The organism is Tenacibaculum sp. M341 (assembly GCF_004337695.1).
Classification (GTDB): domain Bacteria; phylum Bacteroidota; class Bacteroidia; order Flavobacteriales; family Flavobacteriaceae; genus Polaribacter.
Map to the genome: position 1 here is coordinate 227269 of NZ_SJXJ01000007.1, position 19984 is coordinate 247252.

The 19984-nt window shown below is 28.2% G+C and carries 23 protein-coding genes; 20 read left to right on the forward strand and 3 right to left on the reverse strand.

The genetic code is table 11. From position 1 onward, the window contains the following. The 4 genes from EYW44_RS09975 to EYW44_RS09990 all read left to right on the forward strand — a co-directional run bounded on the left by EYW44_RS09975 (position 1) and on the right by EYW44_RS09990 (position 2901). Positions 1 to 1281, forward strand: a complete 1281-nt coding sequence (locus EYW44_RS09975) for an APC family permease (protein ID WP_132723519.1) — start codon at positions 1 to 3, stop codon at positions 1279 to 1281. 7 nt (positions 1282 to 1288) lie between these two features. Then, positions 1289 to 2218 carry a hypothetical protein gene (locus EYW44_RS09980; protein ID WP_132723520.1) on the forward strand — a complete coding sequence of 310 codons (930 nt, stop codon included), beginning with the start codon at positions 1289 to 1291 and terminating at the stop codon, positions 2216 to 2218. 69 nt (positions 2219 to 2287) lie between these two features. Further along, on the forward strand, positions 2288 to 2557 hold the full coding sequence (locus EYW44_RS09985; RefSeq protein WP_132723521.1) for a hypothetical protein: 270 nt from the start codon (positions 2288 to 2290) through the stop codon (positions 2555 to 2557). Next, the gene (locus EYW44_RS09990; protein WP_132723522.1) at positions 2554 to 2901 is read left to right on the forward strand and encodes a hypothetical protein; all 348 of its coding nucleotides are present in this window, start codon (positions 2554 to 2556) and stop codon (positions 2899 to 2901) included. The genes EYW44_RS09985 and EYW44_RS09990 overlap by 4 nt, the downstream gene beginning before the upstream one ends. Positions 2902 to 2955: 54 nt before the next feature. On the opposite strand, the gene EYW44_RS09995 is transcribed toward EYW44_RS09990, so the two are convergent. Next, positions 2956 to 3966: a M28 family metallopeptidase gene (locus EYW44_RS09995; RefSeq protein WP_132723523.1), complete on the reverse strand. Its 1011-nt coding sequence runs from the start codon at positions 3964 to 3966 to the stop codon at positions 2956 to 2958. Positions 3967 to 3983: 17 nt separating this feature from the next. Then, positions 3984 to 4559, reverse strand: coding sequence for a non-canonical purine NTP diphosphatase (locus tag EYW44_RS10000; protein WP_132723524.1), 576 nt, complete (start codon positions 4557 to 4559; stop codon positions 3984 to 3986). A 206-nt stretch (positions 4560 to 4765) separates the two neighbouring features. Here EYW44_RS10000 and EYW44_RS10005 point away from each other — a divergent pair, with 206 nt between their 5' ends. Then, positions 4766 to 4984 carry a hypothetical protein gene (locus tag EYW44_RS10005; protein WP_132723525.1) on the forward strand — a complete coding sequence of 73 codons (219 nt, stop codon included), beginning with the start codon at positions 4766 to 4768 and terminating at the stop codon, positions 4982 to 4984. A gap of 257 nt (positions 4985 to 5241) precedes the next feature. Then, positions 5242 to 6051: a helix-turn-helix domain-containing protein gene (locus EYW44_RS10010; protein ID WP_132723526.1), complete on the forward strand. Its 810-nt coding sequence runs from the start codon at positions 5242 to 5244 to the stop codon at positions 6049 to 6051. On the opposite strand, the gene rlmH is transcribed toward EYW44_RS10010, so the two are convergent. After that, positions 6042 to 6515, reverse strand: coding sequence for a 23S rRNA (pseudouridine(1915)-N(3))-methyltransferase RlmH (gene rlmH, locus EYW44_RS10015; protein ID WP_132723527.1), 474 nt, complete (start codon positions 6513 to 6515; stop codon positions 6042 to 6044). The two genes, EYW44_RS10010 and rlmH, sit on opposite strands and share 10 nt — an antisense overlap. Positions 6516 to 6641: 126 nt before the next feature. On the opposite strand from rlmH, the gene EYW44_RS10020 reads away from it, so the two are divergent. The 14 genes from EYW44_RS10020 to EYW44_RS10085 all read left to right on the forward strand — a co-directional run bounded on the left by EYW44_RS10020 (position 6642) and on the right by EYW44_RS10085 (position 19931). Then, entirely contained in the window at positions 6642 to 8033 is a 1392-nt protein-coding gene (locus EYW44_RS10020; protein ID WP_165872198.1) for a glycoside hydrolase family 71/99-like protein, read from the forward strand. 480 nt (positions 8034 to 8513) lie between these two features. Next, positions 8514 to 9374 carry a carboxylating nicotinate-nucleotide diphosphorylase gene (gene nadC, locus EYW44_RS10025; protein WP_132723529.1) on the forward strand — a complete coding sequence of 287 codons (861 nt, stop codon included), beginning with the start codon at positions 8514 to 8516 and terminating at the stop codon, positions 9372 to 9374. Between the two features lie 32 nt (positions 9375 to 9406). Beyond that, a complete protein-coding gene (locus EYW44_RS10030; RefSeq protein ID WP_132723530.1) occupies positions 9407 to 9829 on the forward strand; it encodes a hypothetical protein in 423 nt (140 codons plus the stop codon). Between the two features lie 3 nt (positions 9830 to 9832). Continuing rightward, complete coding sequence (locus EYW44_RS10035; RefSeq protein WP_132723531.1) at positions 9833 to 10465, forward strand: CatB-related O-acetyltransferase; 633 nt, start codon at positions 9833 to 9835, stop codon at positions 10463 to 10465. After that, positions 10462 to 12579, forward strand: coding sequence for a M3 family metallopeptidase (locus EYW44_RS10040; protein WP_243643635.1), 2118 nt, complete (start codon positions 10462 to 10464; stop codon positions 12577 to 12579). The genes EYW44_RS10035 and EYW44_RS10040 overlap by 4 nt, the downstream gene beginning before the upstream one ends. Before the next feature lie 144 nt (positions 12580 to 12723). Beyond that, positions 12724 to 13005: an acetyltransferase gene (locus EYW44_RS10045; RefSeq protein ID WP_132723532.1), complete on the forward strand. Its 282-nt coding sequence runs from the start codon at positions 12724 to 12726 to the stop codon at positions 13003 to 13005. A gap of 11 nt (positions 13006 to 13016) precedes the next feature. After that, positions 13017 to 13430: a hypothetical protein gene (locus EYW44_RS10050; RefSeq protein WP_132723533.1), complete on the forward strand. Its 414-nt coding sequence runs from the start codon at positions 13017 to 13019 to the stop codon at positions 13428 to 13430. A 36-nt stretch (positions 13431 to 13466) separates the two neighbouring features. Continuing rightward, entirely contained in the window at positions 13467 to 14171 is a 705-nt protein-coding gene (locus tag EYW44_RS10055) for a hypothetical protein (RefSeq protein WP_132723534.1), read from the forward strand. 54 nt (positions 14172 to 14225) lie between these two features. Further along, positions 14226 to 14795, forward strand: coding sequence for a pentapeptide repeat-containing protein (locus EYW44_RS10060; RefSeq protein WP_132723535.1), 570 nt, complete (start codon positions 14226 to 14228; stop codon positions 14793 to 14795). Positions 14796 to 14930: 135 nt separating this feature from the next. Then, complete coding sequence (locus EYW44_RS10065) at positions 14931 to 15860, forward strand: YihY/virulence factor BrkB family protein (RefSeq protein ID WP_132723536.1); 930 nt, start codon at positions 14931 to 14933, stop codon at positions 15858 to 15860. Positions 15861 to 15970: 110 nt separating this feature from the next. Next, a complete protein-coding gene (gene hisS, locus EYW44_RS10070) occupies positions 15971 to 17647 on the forward strand; it encodes a histidine--tRNA ligase (protein WP_132723537.1) in 1677 nt (558 codons plus the stop codon). A gap of 48 nt (positions 17648 to 17695) precedes the next feature. Continuing rightward, a complete protein-coding gene (gene folE, locus EYW44_RS10075) occupies positions 17696 to 18385 on the forward strand; it encodes a GTP cyclohydrolase I FolE (protein WP_243643636.1) in 690 nt (229 codons plus the stop codon). A gap of 119 nt (positions 18386 to 18504) precedes the next feature. Further along, the gene (locus EYW44_RS10080) at positions 18505 to 19587 is read left to right on the forward strand and encodes a hypothetical protein (RefSeq protein WP_132723538.1); all 1083 of its coding nucleotides are present in this window, start codon (positions 18505 to 18507) and stop codon (positions 19585 to 19587) included. A gap of 152 nt (positions 19588 to 19739) precedes the next feature. Then, on the forward strand, positions 19740 to 19931 hold the full coding sequence (locus EYW44_RS10085) for a cold-shock protein (protein WP_132723539.1): 192 nt from the start codon (positions 19740 to 19742) through the stop codon (positions 19929 to 19931). The last annotated feature ends 53 nt before the right edge of the window (positions 19932 to 19984 follow it).

Consider the following 19984-nt stretch of genomic DNA (forward strand, 5'->3'; position numbering starts at 1 on the left):
ATGATGCTTAAGAAATTAAAAGAATTGGTGCAAGTTTCCACAGTAGAAGAAACGCAAAATGAACAAAATACTAAATTGATCCACTTAGATGAACGACAACGAAAACAAACTTATCATGAGTCTGGTTTTAGAGATAGTACTCGTAATTTTGGAGATAGAGTAGCATTGAATATCTGTTTACAGGCTATTTATGCGAAGTTTCAAAATGAAGAGAAAGAAAATGAACTGAAACAACAAAAGTATAATGAACCTTATTTGATAGAAAAATTAGAAAAAGAAACAGAAATTAAAACAAAAAATGTAGTTATTGATAATTTGAATGAAAAAATTATAAATAGAGAAAAAAGAATAGAAGAACTAAAGCATGAGATTGTTGACATTCCTAATAATCCGGAAAAATATGGAATTCAAGCAAAAAAAGGAGCTTCTGTCAAATTTTGGATTGGTGTTGTTTTATTACTTCCTATTACATTGTATTTATTCACTTTTTATGTTTCAACATCCTACTCTGCATTTTTCAAACAGTTTAGTTTAGGAGATGGTTTAATGCAATCTATTTTAGATGCAAATGCTTTTTCGAAGGCATGGCAAGACGGACCTGTAGAGGGAATGTTTGTATCTTTTATTCCTTTTGTATTTATGGGATTGGGATTTTTGATACATATGTTTGGAGAAGTTAAAAGTTTTGAAAACACTATAAAAACAGTTTCACTGTTTGTTGTCACTTTTATGTTCGATGTTATTTTGGCATATCAAATTGAGAGTAATTTATATGAGCTTACAAGAAGTATTAATTCAGAAGACTTTTCATTATCTATAGCATTTCAGGAAGTAGCTTTTTGGGGAATCATTTTTGCAGGTTTTATTGTCTATATTATTTGGGGATTGGTATTTGATTTTGTAATGAAAGAGCATAAAGAAAAGGACAAAATTAAAATGGCTTTAGAAGAACGTACTAACAAGATTACCATAGAAAAAGAAAATTTACAGCAATTAGATAATGATTTACACAAACTCAAAGAAAGTATTCAAAGTTTAAAAGGGAAAATTGATCAGTTAAACAAAATGATAAATGGTATCATTATTCCTGTAAAAGAATATCAATTATATGCTTCAGAATACATGCAAGGTTGGATAACTTCTATAAATCAAAATTTACATGGTTCTTTTACTAAAAAACAAGATCTAATTCAAGGATGTAATGAAGCGTATCATATGCATGTGAATGAAATGGGGGCTAACACAGAATATCAACATAAAATATTTTTATCTCAATCTTAATTAAACTATGAAAGCAATTATTTACACATCGGTTTTTTTCTTGTTGCTATCATGTAAAAATAATAATGATGTAAAACAAGTAGAGGAAGAGATAAATAACGAGCAAATGTCTACACTAAAAGTTGATTGTCCTGATTATATTTTTAAGAATAAGGAAAATAATTTAAATGTGAGTATTCTCCTGGATCTTTCAGATAGAATTGATGAATTAAAATACCCGAATCCAACAATGGAGTATGTAAATAGAGATCTTGGAAATATTAATACAATAGCATCAAATTTTATTGAGCATGTTCAGCAGAAAAAAATAGTATTAATGAATGATGAAATTCAAATTTATTTTGAACCAGAGCCACAAGATCAAACGATCAATCAGAAATCAAAAGAGTTAAGAGTGTCTTTTTCTAAAAATATTTCAAAGGAGTCAATAGAAAAAGCAAGACAGAATTATAAAAAAATTCCAAAAGAAATTTATCAGTTAGCTAAAAAGGAAGGTAAATATTTAGGTTCGGATACTTGGCGTTTTTTTAAGGACAAGGTAAAACGATATTGTATTGATACTTGTCATAGAAATATCTTAATTATTTTCACTGATGGCTATATGTATCATGAACATACTAAAATAAAGGAAGCAAATAAGAGATCTTACATTACTCCTAGTGTTATAAGAAATTTAGGTTTAAACAAGAGTGATTGGAAACATAGAATAGAAGAAAAAAATATAGGGTTTCTTCCAGCTACAGATCAATTGAACGATTTAGAAGTTTTAGTTATAGGCCTAGAAAATCATGATAAAAAGAATCCTTATGGTCAAGATGTATTACACTTTTTTTGGAAAGCATGGCTAGAAGATATGGGGGTAAAAAAGTATGAAATATATGGAGCTGATTTACCAATTCATATGGAGAAAACAATTTCAAATTTTATGCTTAAATAACATAAATTATGATTTTGAACTATGCTTATTATTTTATTAGTAATTATAACAATGTTCTTTCTTTTCTGAATGATCAAATTTTTTTCCTTCGATAAAGGAAAAGGAAGAGCTGTATTTGGTAGAAATGATCAATTAAAAGGAATCATATTTTACATTGGCTTACAAAATGATAATCTTACAAGAGGTATAGGGTTCAATATAAGGGTTGTAGCTGTTAAAAAGGTAAAAGAATATCATGATGTAATTTATAATAGACAAAGAAAAGAACCTAACTATTTAACCTTACATAAAGTGAAATTAAAGATAAGAGAAAAAAGAGTTAGAATACCAGTAGAATGAAAAGGTTTCTATTATTAATAGTTTTGTTTTTATTTGTTGTAGTAAATTCTCAAACAGTTTACATAACAAAAACAGGGAAGAAGTACCATAAGAAAACGTGTAATTATTTAAAGTATTCAAAAAAAGCAGTACCATTAAAAAGAACTTTATATTTTGGATATTTACCATGTAAAGTTTGTAAACCAGTAAAAAGCAAAGAAAAAAGTAAAGAAATTAAAAAAATGAATTCTTTTTTTAATTCTGAAAAAAAAGGAATTGTAGTTCAGTGTACAGGAAAAACTAAGTCTGGTAGAAGGTGTAAAAGACGTACAAGAAATGAAAGTAAACGTTGTTATCAACATTAAAAGAAAAAATCCGTAGAAGTAAATTCTACGGATTTTTTTATTGAATTATTTTTATTAGTTAGCTTTATCAACAACTAATCTTTTTTCTCTGTTTGCTATTTCCCAAGCAGTATAAAAAATTAATCGAGTTCTGTTTTCTAATAAATTATAATTGATTTTGTCTGGTGTATCAGTTGGTTTGTGATAATCAGCATGAGTTCCGTTAAAATAAAATATAACTGGAATGTTATGTTTAGCAAAATTATAATGATCTGAACGATAGTAAAAACGATTAGGATCATTTTCATCATTGTATTTATAATCTAAATTAATATTCATATATTTTTTATTAGTTTCTTCAGATACTTTATGAAGATCTGTACTTAGTTTATTAGAACCAATCAAATATACATAGTTAGGATTTTCTTTGTGAAATTTGTCAATTCGACCAATCATGTCAATATTTAAATCGGTAACAGTATTTTTTAATGGAAAGATTGGGTTTTCAGTATAAAACCTTGACCCTAATAAACCTTTTTCTTCACCAGTAACATGTAAAAATAAAATGGAACGTTTGGGACCATAACCATCATTTGCAGCTTTTTTAAAAGCTTGAGCAATTTCTAAAATAGCCACAGTACCAGATCCATCATCATCAGCACCATTGTAAATATCTTCACCTTTTACCCCTTCATGATCTAAATGAGCAGATATTACAATAATTTCATCAGGTTTTTCTGTACCTTTTATAAAAGCTACAACATTTTCAGAGTCATTTAACTTCATTCTTCTCCTGTTGTTGCTTAAGTATTCAGAAGGAACGTTTTGAAAATAATTATCACCACCAAGAGGAGATGCTATTTTTTGACTAATGTAAAAGTCTCTTAAATAATTAACCGCTTTTTTTTGTCCAGGTTCTCCAGTATCTCTTCCTTCAAATTCGTCAGAAGCATATGTAAATAAGTGATTACCTAAATCTTTAGCGGTTATTGTTTCAGCATATTTTGTTGGAGACACTGATTTTTGACCAATAGCAACAGAAGTTGTCATTAGCAATGAAAGTGTAGTATATATAATTTTTTTCATGTGTTTATGTTTTAGATTTATAATTCAGATAAAAAAGAAACAAGTTTTTGAATAGCTAATCCTCTATGACTAATTTTATTTTTTTGTTCTGATGACATTTCAGCAAAAGAAGTATCATACCCTTCAGGAGAAAAAATTGGATCATAACCAAAACCTTTTTCCCCTTTTTTATGAGTTAAAATATCTCCTTTACAAACTCCATCAAATAAAAATTGTTTACCATCTAAATTTAAACAAATAGAAGTCCTAAACTGAGCTTTTCTATTAGATGCATCACTCATGTTGGTAAGCAATTTGTTCATATTGTTTTCGGCATTTGCAGGCTCACCAGCATAACGAGCAGAATAAACACCAGGTTCATTATTTAAAGTTTCTACTTCTAAACCAGTATCATCCGCAAAACAGTTATAACCAAATTTATCAGTAATGTGATTTGCTTTTAATTTAGCATTTCCTTCTAATGTAATAGCTGTTTCTTCAATTTCATCAAAACAATCAATATCTTTTAAAGATAATAATTGAATAGATGGCGGAAGCATTTTTTGTACTTCTTGTAATTTATTAGGATTGTTTGTTGCAAAAACAAGTTTCATATAAATCTATTATGATGTTTCATTGCAAATTTACGAAGATATAGACTTATAAGAGGAATTAGTAGTTTTTTGAATTTAAACCAGTTTAAGTAATTCATAAATAGAAGGTTATTTATTAACAAAAAAACGTTTTCGTAGTAATGTAGATTTGGTAATAGTTTGCTAATTAGATAGATTTAAAAGAATTAATCTAAAACCTATTAAAAATGAAGAAAAACATCTTAAAAGAAATTAAAGGAGCAATTTTATTAAAAAAAGAAGAAAGTAAAACAATAGTAGGAGGGTATTTAGGAATTCCTATAAATACTTGCGGACTGCCTGTATGTGTCTCTAAATTTTATGTAGTGGGCAATTGTAATCATTTAAAAATTTATAAAGGAACAGCTGTAGGATCTACGGGAAATGTTTATTGCGTGTTTAATTAAAAACATAAAATTATTATTTGTAGAAAGGGTCTTAGAATTTATATTTTAAGATCTTTTTTAGTGTTTATCACTTTGTTTTAATGGCAATAATTAAAGTTTTTAATAAGTTTTGTTTTTTTAGCAATTCACTTTTTAACTTTGTGTTTAGCTAGTAATAGCTGGAATGTCGGGTAAATGTCAGGTCAAAATCAGAGGAAATGTTTTATAAAAACCAAAAGCTAAAGTAAGATTGTATGAAAAATAAAAATATCTATATTATGAAACAGCCAGCTTTAGGAAAAAAGATTTTTGAATTAAGAAAACAAAAAGGATTAACTCAAGAAGAACTTGTTGAAAAATGCAATATTAATGTTCGTACTATTCAACGAATAGAAGCAGGTGAAACATCACCGAGAAGCTATACAATTAAAACAATATTAAATGCACTTGGAGAAGAATATGAAGTTGTTGAAGAAAAAATAAAAAAAGTAAATTTTGAAACTACTTTAGGAGTTTCTTCTGTAAACATAAAAAAGGTATTAAAACTATCTTGGATTTTAGGAATTGTATATTTTATTTTTGGGTTTGTAGAGTTTACAAGTGAATATTTTAGAATAGAGCACGAAGTATCTGTTTTTAGTACCATTATTTTAGCATTGGTAAAGGTAATAAGCATTACAACTTTTTTCTTTTTTATGAGAGGTTTTACTGCATTAGGTAAAGTTTATGAAAATAATCTGTTAACAATTATTTCCATTATAACCATAGTTACTTTTTCAGTTTTTGGAGTAATAGAGATTGCAGCTCTCTTTATGCTATTTGAATGGATTTATTTTATCCTAATAATTAAGATGCTTTTGTTTGGTTTGCTTACAGTAATGTTAGGAATAAGTGTAGCATTATTACACAAACAAATAGGAGTGTTTGCTTTAGTAACGGGTGTTGTAGAAATAATTGCAGGATTGTTTTTACTAATGCTTTCTGCAGAAAAATCATTATCAATTATTTTTCCAATGCAGTTATTAGAAATTTTACTAATCTACTTTGCTTGTGCAGAAATTAATAAAAAAGAATTAGTTTATTCATGATGATAAGGTTCATTCTTTAAAATAGTGAAACCTCTGTAAATTTGTTCAACAATAAATAAACGAATCATTTGATGGGAAAATGTCATTTTAGATAATGATAATTTCCCATTTGCTTTTTTATATACAGCATCTGAAAATCCGTAAGGACCACCAATAACTAAAATCAATTGTTTTATACCAGAATTCATTTTTTTCTGAAGAAAAGATGAAAATTCTACAGAAGTATATTGTTTTCCTTTGTCATCTAATAAAATTAGTTGATCAGTATTTTGAATTTTAGATAAAATTAAATTTCCTTCTTTTTCTTTTTGTTGTTCTTCAGAAAGATTTTTAGCATTTTTTATATCAGGAATCACTTCAAAATCAAACTTTACATAATGTTTCAATCTTTTTTGATACATTTCAATTAACTGAATAAGGTTTTTATCGTCAGTTTTACCAATTGCAAGTAATTTAATCTTCATTTTATTCCATTTAGGGGCGAAATTAATTTAAAAAAGGATTTTTTTCCCGTATGCTAATGCATTTTTTTTAAATACTTTTACGGTGAGGGGGCATGATATTGAAATTAATTTTTAAATATGATGTATATGAAGGTTATTAGACTAATGGGGATTAATTTAATATTAGTCCTACTTCTAGGATGTTCAACAGAGAACGAACTAGAAATTGAAAACGCTATTTTAGAAGAAGAAGAAAAAAAAGAGCTTTACAAAGTATGGATGGATGAGCTTGAGGATTATGATCTATCCGGAGTAATTGAAGAAGAAAAGAACACGGATTTAACTCTTGTTACTACTAACACAACAAGAGGAATGCAAAGAGCTACTAAATCTGGAAAAAAGTTATATGTGCATTATATGCCATGGTTCCAAACCTTAGAGGTTGATGGTTTTTGGGGTCAGCATTGGACAATGACAAATAAAAATCCAGATGTAAAAAACAAGAAAGGTAAAAGAGAAATAGCTTCTCATTATTATCCACTAATTGGTCCATATTCTACAAACGATAAATATTTGCAGCAGTACCATTTATTATTGATGAAATTATGTGGTGTTGATGGTGTTATTTTTGATTGGTATGGCTCGAGAGATGTACTCGATTTTGAAAACATAAAAGTTGGTATGGAAAATTTTATAAGAGAATTAGAGAAAACCAATTTAGAGTTTGCTGTGATGTATGAAGACAGGGTTATTGACGTTCAGTCTAGAATAAATTTAACAGAATTACAAACAAGGCAAGCAATTGACGATATTAGGTATATTGAAGAAACCTACTTTACAAACAGCAGTTATATAAAAATAGAACAAAATCCTCTGTTAATGATTTTTGGACCAAATTATATAGATAATCCAGATGATTGGAGTGTGATTTTTGATGCAATGAAAACTGAAGCAGAAGTTTTAACTTTATGGGATTCTTCTGATAGAATTAGTTCAGAAGATGCTACAGGAGAGTATGCTTGGATAGATAGAAATCATGTAGAAACATTGTCTAGTTATTTTACAAATGTTGTAGATTTTAATTCTAGAACAGTTGGTGGAGTAGCTTATCCAAGGTTTAATGATTATTATATTGAAGGAGGTTGGAAGCCTGATACGGCAGATGATTGGAGAGTAAAGGGGCGCAACTTAAAAACGTTTAAAGAATCGTTTAAAGAGTCGATGAGTCATCCTATAGATTTTATTCAAGTAGCTACTTGGAATGATTTTGGAGAAGGTACGCAAATTGAACCAACAGAGGAATTTGGTTTTAAACATTTAAGATTATTACAAAAATATTCAGGTGTATCATTTAGTAAAGAAGATTTGAGGATTCCTCTTTACATTTATGAACTAAGAAAAGAGAATAAAGGAAACAGAACAGTTCAGTTTTTAATGGATATTGCACATTATTATGCTATGAAAGGAAATGTGCGAAAAGCTAAAAGATTAATTGGATTAACTGTATTCTACTTTGGATATAAAAATCAATCTAGATAGTTAATATTTAGAGTTAGTTAACAATATTGTTTTATTATTTGTAGTTTATTTGATGTTATGGGTATAATCGTGGTTTTATGTGCCAAGGTTATACCCATTTTTCATACCGTATATTTAAGTTTCTTATTGTAAAGAATCATTTTCAACAATCAAAAATCTGTATTTTTGTAGTAGAATCTAATAAATGAAATCTTTTTTAAAAGTAGTATTACTTTCATTACTTGTTTTTTGTACAGTTTCGTTTTTAACTGTTTTAAATACAATTCATTCACCTCTAACTAAACATTTTCAATTAAACGAATTTAGAATAGGTTTTCCTTTTACGTTTTATAAAGAGTTTATAGTTGATTGTCCGCATACTAATTTTGGGTGGAATCTTAAAAATTTAATGTTTGACTATTTACTTATATTTACAGTACTATTACTACTATATTTTGCAAAAAATAAAATCATAAAAAAGATATAAAATCAATCTAAAAAATGATATCAAAAGAACAATTTAATAAAGAGTTAGCGTTAATAATTAGCAATGCAATAAGAGAAGATATAGGTGATGGAGATCACACATCATTATCTTGTATTCCTGCGGAAGCAACAGGTAAAGCTAAGTTATTAGTAAAAGATGAAGGTATTATTGCAGGAGTAGAATTTGCAAAAATGGTTTTTAAATATGTAGATGCAGATTTAGAAATTGAAACTTTAATAAATGATGGAGAGAGCGTAAAATACGGAGATATTGTATTGTATGTTTCAGGTAAATCGCAATCAATTTTACAAGCAGAACGATTAGTGTTAAATGCAATGCAACGTATGAGTGCTATTGCTACTAAAACACGTTCGTTTATGGATTTGTTAGAAGGTACAAAAACAAAAGTATTAGATACACGTAAAACAACTCCTGGAATTAGAGCTTTAGAGAAATGGGCAGTAAAAATTGGAGGAGGAGAGAACCACAGATTTGCGTTGTACGATATGGTAATGATAAAAGATAACCATATTGATTTTGCAGGCGGAATTACTCAGGCTATAATAAAGACCAAAAAATATTTAGCAGAGAAAAATTTAGATATAAAAATTATTGTTGAAGCTAGAAATTTAGAAGAGATTAAAGAAATTTTATCAAATGAAGGTGTTTACAGAATTTTAATAGACAATTTTAATTATGAAGATACTAGAAAAGCGGTTGAGTTAATTGGTGATACTTGTTTAACAGAAAGCTCAGGAGGTATTAACGAGAAAACAATTCGTAAGTATGCTGAATGTGGTGTTGATTTTATTTCTTCTGGAGCTTTAACTCATTCTGTTTACAATATGGACTTAAGTTTAAAAGCTGTTGACTAGTGAAGATTAAATGCTGGCTTTTAATTTTTTTATTGAATCAAGTTTTAGCTGTAGCGCAAGCTTGCGGTTCAGGTGTTTTTACACTCGAAATAAAATCAGATAAAAATGAAAGGTTAGCATATGAAATACTACAAATACAGCAAGAGTTTGAAAATTTAGTGTATAGTGATTTTTATCAAGGCTATTTAATTAATCAAGATAAACTCAAAACATTAAAAAAAGAACCCATAGAAGTTGATAGAATTCCGTCTCTCAAAAATCAAGTCCCTGTTTCAAATTCTAATGTAAAAGAAAACACAATAGCATTTAAAACTATAGAAACAGGATATTATGTTCATTTATTAAAAATAAAAACAAAAAAGAAAGAAATATATATGCTGGCAAATTTGTTTGGTGGATGTAATAGAAAAACGACAATGGTTTTAGATGAAAAAGTATATTTAATTAAACATTAATAAATGTTTGGACCAGATAAAGACACACAATTTCCTTTAGAGAATTATAATAGACTTTGCTTTTTAAAAAACGTAATTAAAAATCCGAATATTATAGTTGGTGATTACACCTATTATGATGATTTTGAAAATGTAGAAAACTTTGAAAAGAACGTAAAATATCACTTTGACTTTACAGGAGATAAGTTGATTATAGGTAAGTTTTGTATGATTGCTTCTGGTGTTAGTTTTATAATGAATGGAGCAAACCATCTAACAGATGCTATCTCTACATATCCATTTGCAATTTTTGGAAATGGATGGGAAAAAGCGATGGAAGGTAAATCATATCCAAACAAAGGAAATATAGTGGTAGGAAATGATGTATGGATTGGACATAACGCTACTATAATGGCTGGAGTAACAATTGGTGATGGTGCTATTATAGCTACCAATGCAACTGTAGTAAAAGATGTACCTCCGTACACAATAGTAGGAGGGAATCCTGCAGAAGAAATTAGAAAACGCTTTGACGATGAAACGATAGAAGAATTGTTGAAAATACAATGGTGGAATTGGTCAATAGAAAAAATTACAGCAAATATTCAAAACTTAACAAACAATACAATACATAAATTAATAAGCAAGTCGGAATGAAAAAACACATAATGTTAGTGGCAACTTTAGCCTTTATGGCAAGTTGTAATACTAACGAAACTAAAAAAGAAAACAGTGATATGGCAGCTACAGAAATAACTGAAAATCCACTATTACAAAAGAGTACTTTAGACTATGGTGCTCCAGATTTTACAAAAATAAAAAATGAACATTTTATGCCTGCTATATTAAAAGGTATGGAAGTTCAAAATGAAGCAATAGCAAAAATTGTAGCAAATACAGAAGCACCTACTTTTGATAACACCATATTAGCGTTAGAAGAAAGTAGTAAAACATTAGATAATGTAAGTGCAGTGTTTTCTGCTTTAGCAGGTGCACATACAAATGATGTAATTAGAGAAAATCAAAAAGAATTAGCTCCAAAGTTTTCAAAACACGGAGATGAAATTTTACTAAATACAAAGTTATTTGAACGAGTAAAAGCTGTTTACAACAGTTTAGAAAGCGCTGATTTAGATGCAGAATCTAAGCACTTGGTAAAAGAATATTACAAGAATTTTGTAAAAGCAGGTGCAAATTTATCAGAAGATAAAAAGAAAGAATTAAAAGAGATAAATGCTGAAATAGCTGGTTTATCAAATGATTTTGGTAAAAAATTATTAGATGCAAGTAAAAAAGGTGGTGTTGTTATTTCTGATAAAGACAAATTAAAAGGTTTTTCAGAAGAAAAAATTAAATCTATTGCTAAAGAAGATGGTACTTATGAAATTCAATTAATTAATACAACACAACAACCATCTTTACAAACTTTACAAAATAGAGAAGTTAGAGAAGATTTATTTAAAAAATCTATTTACAGAGCAGAAGGAGGAGCTTTTGATACTAGAGAATTAGTAACTGAAATGGTTGCTTTACGTGCTAAAAAAGCTAAAATTTTAGGTTTTGATAATTATGCTAGTTGGAGTTTGCAAGGAACTATGGCTACAACTCCAGATAAAGTTTTTGAAATGTTTAAAAACTTAATTCCAGGTTCATTAGACAAAGCAGCATCAGAAATAAAAGAAATTCAAGCAGAAATTAAAAAAGATGGAGGTGATTTTAAATTAGCTCCTTACGACTGGAATCATTATGCTGAAAAGGTTCGTAAATCAAAATATAATTTAGATGAAGAAGAAGTAAAACAATACTTTGAAATTAATAATGTATTAGAAAAAGGAGTATTTTTTGCTGCTAAAAAGTTATATGGATTAACCTTTAAAAAGCGTACAGATATTCCTGTTTATCATCCAGATGTTGTGGTATATGAGATTTTTGAAGAAGATGGAAGTAAGCTAGGATTGTTCTATGGAGATTTCTTTGCAAGAGATAGTAAACGTGGAGGTGCTTGGATGAGTGCATTTGTAAAGCAATCTAAGTTAAGAAATCAAAAACCAGTAGTATACAACGTATGTAATTCACCAAAACCAGCAGAAGGAGAACCAGCTTTAATTAGTTTTGATGAGGTAGAAACAATGTTTCATGAGTTCGGACATGCTTTACATGGTTTATTTGGAAATCAAAAATATGCATCAATTTCAGGTACAAGTACCGCAAGAGATTTTGTAGAGTTTCCATCACAAGTAAATGAAAATTGGGCAACGCATCCAGATGTGTTAAATAATTATGCATTACACCATAAAACAGGAGAAGTGATTCCAGATGCATTATTAAAGAAAATAAAAGAAGCAGGAACTTTTAATCAAGGATATTCAATTATAGAAAATTTATGTTCTTCTAATTTAGATATGCAATGGCACACAATAGGTGTTGATACAGAAATTAAAGATGTAGCTAAGTTTGAAGAAGAAGCTTTGGCTAAAATGAAATTAAAGATTGATGAAATTCCACCAAGATACCGTTCAACATATTTTGCTCATATTTTTAGTGGAGGTTATGCAGCTGGATACTATTCATATTTATGGACAGAAATGTTAAGTCATGATGCATATGATTGGTTTAAAAACAACGGATTATTAACTAGAGAGAATGGAGATAAATTCCGTAAACAAGTATTATCTAAAGGAAATACAATGGATTATGCAAAAATGTATAGAGAGTTCGCAGGACGTGATCCTCAAGCAACTCCAATGCTAAAAGCTAGAGGATTGAAATAATTTTTAGCTTCAAATTATGATACTTTAGTATTTACTAAAAAACGATATTTCTTTACAAATATTAATTACAAACGATCAGAATTAAATTCTTCTGATCGTTTTTCGTTTTATAACAGTAAATTTATATCATATTCTATAACAAAAATGATTTACAGTTTAATCAATTTATTAGCTATTGTTGGTGCCATTATTTTAGGTTTAAGAAAAAATGGAGCTTTTATCAATCCCCAAAAATATTTTCAGCAAATGTCAACTGTAGCATTCATTACAGGAACTATTTCTGGAGTAGTTCAAGGAACTGCTTATTCTCATGGATTTGATTTTTACTGGTGGATGTTTAGTATTTTGAGTTTTATTATCATCATGATAATTTCTATAATAGTTATAGGTATTGGATATATAAAAAGAAGTATTAAAAGAATGTAAATAACAGGGAAATGAAATTAAACTTGATTTTTATATTGATAGTAATTACAATTCAAGCACAAAAATCAGATCTAAATCTATTGGGTAACACATTTTCAGCCAATGTTAATTCAGTATGTGAAGAAACTCCAGATGATAATCCTTGTGCAGGAGAACAAATTTATATCGTTGTTACATTTTCTGAAGAAGAAGTAAAACTTATAGAAAAAGGAATTTCTAGTTGTGATAAAGAAACTTATTCTTATTCGTTTAAATACAAATGGGAATTTATAAATAATGAAATTAAAATTCATTCCAATCCAGAAGAAGTAAAGTATACATATTTGAAAAAAATGAGATTGATTTTAAAAGAAGAAGAACTTTTTGGTTTTATAACTTATGATAATGGAAAAGTAATAGAACACAAGTTTACTATGAATAATTAAAGAAAAAAGAAGTTATATTTACAAAAGAAAAAGCATATGAAAAAGATAACTATACTACTCATACTAACAATTCTAATTGCTTGTTCAGTAACAACAAAAGAAAAATCAAAAGTTAGCCCGGAAATTAAAAAAGAATATGTCGTTTTTTTAGAAGAAGTAATATCTAAAAGAGATAGTTTTCATATTGCTTATAAAACTTCAAATGCAGCAGTTAAAAAGAAGATTGTAAAAGAAGCTAGAGCGTATTTAATAAAAAATATAGCAGAAGAAGTGTTTTCTTATTGGCACGGTACTAAATGGAGTTTTAGTGGAATGACAAGAACTCCGAAGAAAGGTAGCATTGCTTGTGGATATTTTATAACAAATACATTAACAGATGTTGGTTTTAATATTCCTAGAATAAAATGGGCGCAATCTGCTTCAGAGGTATTCATTAAAAAATTATCAAAAGAACAAATAAAAAGATTTGTGAATAAACCTGTTATTGAGGTTGAAGAATATTTGAAAACCGCTGGTAATGGTTTGTATTTGGTAGGACTCGATTCACATACAGGGTATATTTATGTGAATAATGATAAAGTTAGGTTTATACATGCCGATTATTACGAACCAGAGAAAGGTGTAGTTTCAGAAAAATTAAACTCTTACAGCCCAATAGCACATTCTAAATACAGAGTAATAGGAAAGTTAATGTCAGATGAAATGATCATTTCTTGGATTTATAATGAACGTATCAAATAGCTATCATCTATTATAACATTATTTGTATATTTTACAAGAGTAAAAAATTATTTAATGAACGATTATTACGATAGTGAAACATTTATAAAAAGAAGTTTTACAAACGAAGAAATTAGCAGATCAGATTTTGATTCTTGTACTTTTCAGAATTGCGATTTTTCTGATATGCATATTGTAAATTCTGAATTTTTAGATTGTGATTTTATTGATTGTAATTTAAGTAATACCCGATTGAAAGAGAGTAGTTTTAAAGAAGTTCACTTTATAAACTCAAAATTATTAGGAGTAAAGTTTTATGAAATAGATCCTTTTTTATTAAAGATAAATTTTACCAATAGTCAACTAGATTACGCTTCATTTTATCAATTAAAAGCACAAAATTTTCAGTTTATAGAATGTAGCATTAGAGAAGTAGATTTTTCTCAGGCAGATTTACAGCACAGTTATTTTGATAATTGTGATTTACTCGGATCTGTATTTGAAGAAACCGATTTAAGAAGTGTAAATTTTAAAACATCAAGTAACTTTTCTATAAATATTGAAACTAACAAATTAGAAAAAGCAGTTTTTTCAAAAGATAATGTGGTTAATTTATTAGAAAAGTATAAAATAAAAGTAGAGTAATCTTTTTAAATAGTATTCTAATTGTGTTTTATATCAGTATAAAAAATAGAAAAAACTGAAAACCTTCGTACCTTTGAAATTGAAAATTAGAGGGAATCTATAAACATTTGCACTAAAAAAGACCAAATACAAAAAATGTCGAAAGAAATAGAACAAAGCCTTGAAAAAATTCCAGTAATAAATTGGTTGGTAGTACTAGGGAAAAAGATTAAAATCCCTGGACTAGAAGGAATGTCTTTGTATGATGTTATTGAAATGTATGTAATCGGAATTGTTAGAGGAGCTTTAACAACTAGAGCAGGAGGGATTGCATTCAGTTTTTTTATGGCTATTTTTCCTTTTTTACTGTTTATATTAACACTACTTCCATATATTCCAGTAGAAGGTTTTCAAACGACGTTATTCGATTTAATGAGAGAAGGTTTGCCACCTAAAACATTTGATGCTGTTGACGGAGTTATAAAAGATATTTTAAATAACCAGTATGGAGGGTTATTATCTTTTGGTTTTTTAGGGTCTATATTTTTAATGACAAATGGAGTCAATGCTATTTTTGGAGGATTTGAATATTCCTATCATGTAAAAGAATTCAGAAATGTTTTTAAAGCCTACATTGTATCATTAGCAGTTTCATTGTTAATGTGTTTCTTTTTAATTATAACAGTGTCATTAATTATACTATATCAAATAGCATTAATCAGAATCAATAAAATAGGTTGGTTTGATACAGACGAGTTGAATTTATTTTATTTAGGTAGAGGTTTAATCTTTTTAATAATGATATATACTATTGTAGCATTGTTGTTTAGATATGGAACGAAACAAGGAAGTAATATAAAATTCTTCTCACCAGGGGCTATTTTAACAACAGTGGTGTCGTTATTTACATTTTATTTATTCGGAATATATGTAGTGAAATTTGCTAAGTACAACCAGTTATATGGTTCAATAGGTACATTATTAATTTTAATGTTATTTGTTTGGTTAAACTCAATTATACTGTTGTTAGGGTTTGAGTTAAACGCAGCTATTTACCAGTTAAAACATCGAAATAAAACTTCATAAACTGCCAATAAATTCAGATATTTGCAAACTAATTTTAAAAATATAATTTTTCAATTATAAGTTTGCAGAATCACACTTAAAATTGAAAATTAAAAAATTCATAATTAAATATGAAACCAGAAATTCCAAAAGGGACAAGAGATTTTTCATCAACACAAGTAGCTAGAAGAAATTATATATTCAATACAATAAAGCATTCTTTTGAGTTATTTGGTTTTCAACCTATAGAAACACCAAGTTTTGAAAATTCAGATACTCTTATGGGTAAGTATGGAGAAGAAGGAGATCGTTTGATTTTTAAAATTTTAAACTCTGGAGATTATATGAAAGTAAATTCCAAATATGGAATTGAAATTAATAATTTTATAGTAGAGATTTACAGAAATTTAATTGGTAGAATTAAAAATGATACCAAAAGTAATATAGAAAAAAATTTCGAGCTGATTGTAAGACAATACAAATATGTCTTTAAGAGTATTAATGATTTTGGTGCAGAATTAATATTTAATGAATTAAATAAATCAGATAGAAGAAAAAGGATAATAGATAAAATTATTGAGTTTAATAGTAATCCTAATTTAAGAGAAGATAACTTTGAACATTATTTTTCAGTTTTAAAAAGATCTTCAATATCTAAAATATCCAATTATATTTTAAGTGCATTATACAAAAATAGTAAGTTCTTATCTAGTGAGTTATCTGAAAAAGCATTGCGTTACGATTTAACAGTGCCATTTGCTCGTTATGTAGTACAACACCAAAACGAAATTACATTTCCGTTTAAACGTTACCAAATACAACCAGTTTGGAGAGCAGACAAACCTCAAAAAGGTCGTTACAGAGAATTTTATCAATGTGATGCAGATGTAGTAGGTAGTAAATCGTTATGGCAAGAAGTTGAATTTGTTCAATTATACGATGGTGTTTTTAGTAAGTTAAATATAAAAGGAACGACCATTAAAATCAATAATCGTAAAATTCTTTCAGGAATTGCAGAAGTTATTGGTGCAAAAGATAAATTAATCGATTTTACGGTAGCTTTAGATAAGTTAGATAAAATTGGTAAAGATGGTGTTACAGCAGAAATGATATCAAAAGGAATTTCTGAAGAAGCCATTAATAAAGTGCAACCATTATTTGATTTTACAGGTACCAATACAGATAAATTAAATTCATTAAAAACAATGTTAGCTACTTCTGAAGAAGGTATGAGAGGAGTAAAAGAATTGGAATTTGTTATCAGTAATATTGAAAAGTTAGGTTTAAAAACGGCAATTTTAGAACTAGATGTTACTTTGGCACGAGGATTGAACTATTATACTGGAGCAATTTTTGAAGTAGCCGCACCTAAAGAAGTTAAGTTAGGTTCTATTGGTGGCGGTGGAAGATATGACGATTTGACAGGTATTTTCGGATTAAAAGATGTAAGTGGTGTAGGTATATCTTTTGGTTTAGATAGAATTTACCTTGTGATGGAAGAATTAGGTTTATTTGAAACGGTAGAATTACCAAAACCTAAAGTCTTATTTTTAAATTTTAACGAAGAACAGAGCTTACAAAAAGTTCAAGCGATTGCAGAATTACGTGCAAATGGAATTAAATCAGAATTATATCCAGACGTAGCAAAAAGTAACAATCAACAAAAGAAACAATGGAAATATGTTGATAAGAGGGCTATAGAATATGTAGTTACTGATGTTGAAGGTGATAAATTTATGTTCAAAAACTGTGAAACTAGAGAACAAAATTTATTAACGATTAGTGAAATTATTAAAAAAATAGAATAAAAACATTTTTTTGTTTTATCTTTATAGTATAATGTTAAACAAAAAAAGATGTTTGAGAGTACAACTAATATGAAAGACGATAGAATCGACGAAATTGGAGATAATCATATAGCTACATCTGCATCAACACCATTGCGCGCTGATGCTTTTGATATTACCAATGAAGAAAAAATTGAAAGAATTCAGGAAAGTGTAAAGGATATTCTAATAACACTTGGAATGGATTTAACTGATGATAGTTTACGTGGAACGCCAAAGCGTGTTGCAAAAGCTTTTGTTAATGAGCTTTTCATGGGATTAGATCCTAAAAATATGCCTAAAGCATCAACATTTGACAATAAGTATAATTATGGTGAAATGTTGGTTGAGAAGAATATAGTCGTATATTCTACTTGTGAGCATCATTTATTACCAATAGTTGGTCGTGCTCATGTAGCATATATATCTAACGGAAAAGTAATAGGTTTATCTAAAATGAACCGAATTGTAGAGTATTTTGCTAAAAGACCACAGGTACAAGAGCGTTTAACTATGCAAATAGTTCAATCAATGCAAGAAGCATTAGGTACAGAAGATGTTGCATGTGTAATTGATGCAAAGCACTTGTGTGTAAACTCAAGAGGTATTAAAGATATTGAGAGTTCTACGGTTACTGCTGAATTTGGTGGTAAGTTTAAAGATAAAGAAACGAAAAGAGAATTTTTAGATTACTTAAAAATGGATACTAATTTTAAGTAACCAATATAGTTTAATAATAATATAAAAAACCATTGATAATCAATGGTTTTTTTGTGCTATAATTTTAATATTTATAAAAAAATAATATTTTCGTAGCTGTTAACTTAAAAAATTTAATCATGAAGAAGTTCAATACTTTTTTATTTGCTATGGCAATTTCATTTTCAACCTTATTAATCTCTTGTAGTGATGATACAACATCACCTCCAGTTGATAATGGAGAAACAATTGCCGACGAACAAAATGCTTCAGAGGATACAAATATTCCTTTAAATTTATTAGAAAGCGGAATGTCTATTCCTGGAGCGAACAAAATTACTGGTACGCCACCGTCTCCAAGTGGATCTTTAGATTTTACTTTAAACAAAACAGAAACGACAGGAATTCAAGGTACAGGGTTTTCTATCAAATTCTCTTCGAATGATCAAATAGCAGGAGCTTATGTTCGTGTAAACGATGCAGATGGTAATCCAACTAGTAGTTATTTTGACATTCCAAGCTCAAGTTTTGGATTTAAATCAGGAAATAAAACAGCTTTATTTTCTAACAATACAAAAAATACTGTAGCTAAAGTACAAGTAGATGATCGTTCTATAGATGTAAATTTCAATAGTACTATACCTGCAGGTAAGTTTTGCTATGAAATATGTCTTTACGATGAAAATAATAACATTAGTGTTATAGAAACAGTTTGTGTTGTTATTGAATCTTGGGGAGGAAATGCCGATTTAGTAGGAGAATGGGTATTAGATAGAGTAGAAGGAGAAGTTGGTGTTATTGAGCAAGTAGATTGTCAGAATGGAGATCAGATTGCGATTTCGGATTATAGTAAAGAAATTAATAGAGAAGTTACATTTTCTATGAGTCAAGATGGTACATATACTGATAGAATAGACGATGAAATAGCTGAATTGGATTATGACGAAACAGTTGCAAATTGTGAGTTAGTGTATTATGATTCAGAAGTAAGAAGTGAAGAAAGAGATGGTAATTGGGCTTACGATGAAGATGATAATGAGTTATTAATAGCTGTTTTTAAGTTTAGAGATTTATTAGATGCAGGAAACAATCAAGAATTTGATTTAGGAGAAAGAATTTTTGATGATTTAGTAGTAAAAGAAGTTACAGCTACTGAATTAGTAATTGAAGAAAGAGATCAATTTTTAAATGATGCTATTACTTATTATTTTAAAAGAAAGTAAGTAAAGTACAAAGTCTCAATAAAGAGATAAGATAAATAAAAAAGGTCGTTGAATTTCAACGACTTTTTTTAGTGTAAAATATATTTTGGCATTACATTTGTAATTAACAAACAGTTACTTGTAATAAAATAAGTAACGTATTAATTTTTTATATGAGTATAGGTACAGTAAAATTCTTCAACGATTCAAAAGGATTCGGATTTATTACAGAAGAAGGAACTAACAAAGAACATTTTGTACATGTTTCTGGTTTAATTGATGATATCAGAGAGAATGATAAAGTCGAATTTGAACTTCAACAAGGAAAAAAAGGAATAAATGCAGTTAATGTGAGAGTATTATAAAAGCATTAGATTTTTAGAAATTAAAACCCCATCAAATCAATTTGATGGGGTTT

Excerpts from the sequence above, each read along its gene's own strand:
- EYW44_RS10080 (WP_132723538.1), top strand. The coding sequence starts at position 18,505 with ATGAAGAAGTTCAATACTTTTTTATTTGCTATGGCAATTTCATTTTCA.
- EYW44_RS10020 (WP_165872198.1), top strand. The coding sequence starts at position 6,642 with ATGAAGGTTATTAGACTAATGGGGATTAATTTAATATTAGTCCTACTT.
- EYW44_RS10050 (WP_132723533.1), top strand. The coding sequence starts at position 13,017 with ATGAAATTAAACTTGATTTTTATATTGATAGTAATTACAATTCAAGCA.
- EYW44_RS10045 (WP_132723532.1), top strand. The coding sequence starts at position 12,724 with ATGATTTACAGTTTAATCAATTTATTAGCTATTGTTGGTGCCATTATT.
- EYW44_RS10000 (WP_132723524.1), bottom strand. The coding sequence starts at position 4,559 with ATGAAACTTGTTTTTGCAACAAACAATCCTAATAAATTACAAGAAGTA.
- EYW44_RS10005 (WP_132723525.1), top strand. The coding sequence starts at position 4,766 with ATGAAGAAAAACATCTTAAAAGAAATTAAAGGAGCAATTTTATTAAAA.
- hisS (WP_132723537.1), top strand. The coding sequence starts at position 15,971 with ATGAAACCAGAAATTCCAAAAGGGACAAGAGATTTTTCATCAACACAA.
- EYW44_RS09980 (WP_132723520.1), top strand. The coding sequence starts at position 1,289 with ATGAAAGCAATTATTTACACATCGGTTTTTTTCTTGTTGCTATCATGT.
- folE (WP_243643636.1), top strand. The coding sequence starts at position 17,696 with ATGTTTGAGAGTACAACTAATATGAAAGACGATAGAATCGACGAAATT.
- EYW44_RS09990 (WP_132723522.1), top strand. The coding sequence starts at position 2,554 with ATGAAAAGGTTTCTATTATTAATAGTTTTGTTTTTATTTGTTGTAGTA.
- EYW44_RS10065 (WP_132723536.1), top strand. The coding sequence starts at position 14,931 with ATGTCGAAAGAAATAGAACAAAGCCTTGAAAAAATTCCAGTAATAAAT.
- EYW44_RS09985 (WP_132723521.1), top strand. The coding sequence starts at position 2,288 with ATGATCAAATTTTTTTCCTTCGATAAAGGAAAAGGAAGAGCTGTATTT.
- nadC (WP_132723529.1), top strand. The coding sequence starts at position 8,514 with ATGATATCAAAAGAACAATTTAATAAAGAGTTAGCGTTAATAATTAGC.
- EYW44_RS10035 (WP_132723531.1), top strand. The coding sequence starts at position 9,833 with ATGTTTGGACCAGATAAAGACACACAATTTCCTTTAGAGAATTATAAT.
- EYW44_RS10085 (WP_132723539.1), top strand. The coding sequence starts at position 19,740 with ATGAGTATAGGTACAGTAAAATTCTTCAACGATTCAAAAGGATTCGGA.
- EYW44_RS10040 (WP_243643635.1), top strand. The coding sequence starts at position 10,462 with ATGAAAAAACACATAATGTTAGTGGCAACTTTAGCCTTTATGGCAAGT.
- EYW44_RS10010 (WP_132723526.1), top strand. The coding sequence starts at position 5,242 with ATGAAACAGCCAGCTTTAGGAAAAAAGATTTTTGAATTAAGAAAACAA.
- rlmH (WP_132723527.1), bottom strand. The coding sequence starts at position 6,515 with ATGAAGATTAAATTACTTGCAATTGGTAAAACTGACGATAAAAACCTT.
- EYW44_RS09975 (WP_132723519.1), top strand. The coding sequence starts at position 1 with ATGATGCTTAAGAAATTAAAAGAATTGGTGCAAGTTTCCACAGTAGAA.
- EYW44_RS10055 (WP_132723534.1), top strand. The coding sequence starts at position 13,467 with ATGAAAAAGATAACTATACTACTCATACTAACAATTCTAATTGCTTGT.
- EYW44_RS09995 (WP_132723523.1), bottom strand. The coding sequence starts at position 3,966 with ATGAAAAAAATTATATATACTACACTTTCATTGCTAATGACAACTTCT.
- EYW44_RS10060 (WP_132723535.1), top strand. The coding sequence starts at position 14,226 with ATGAACGATTATTACGATAGTGAAACATTTATAAAAAGAAGTTTTACA.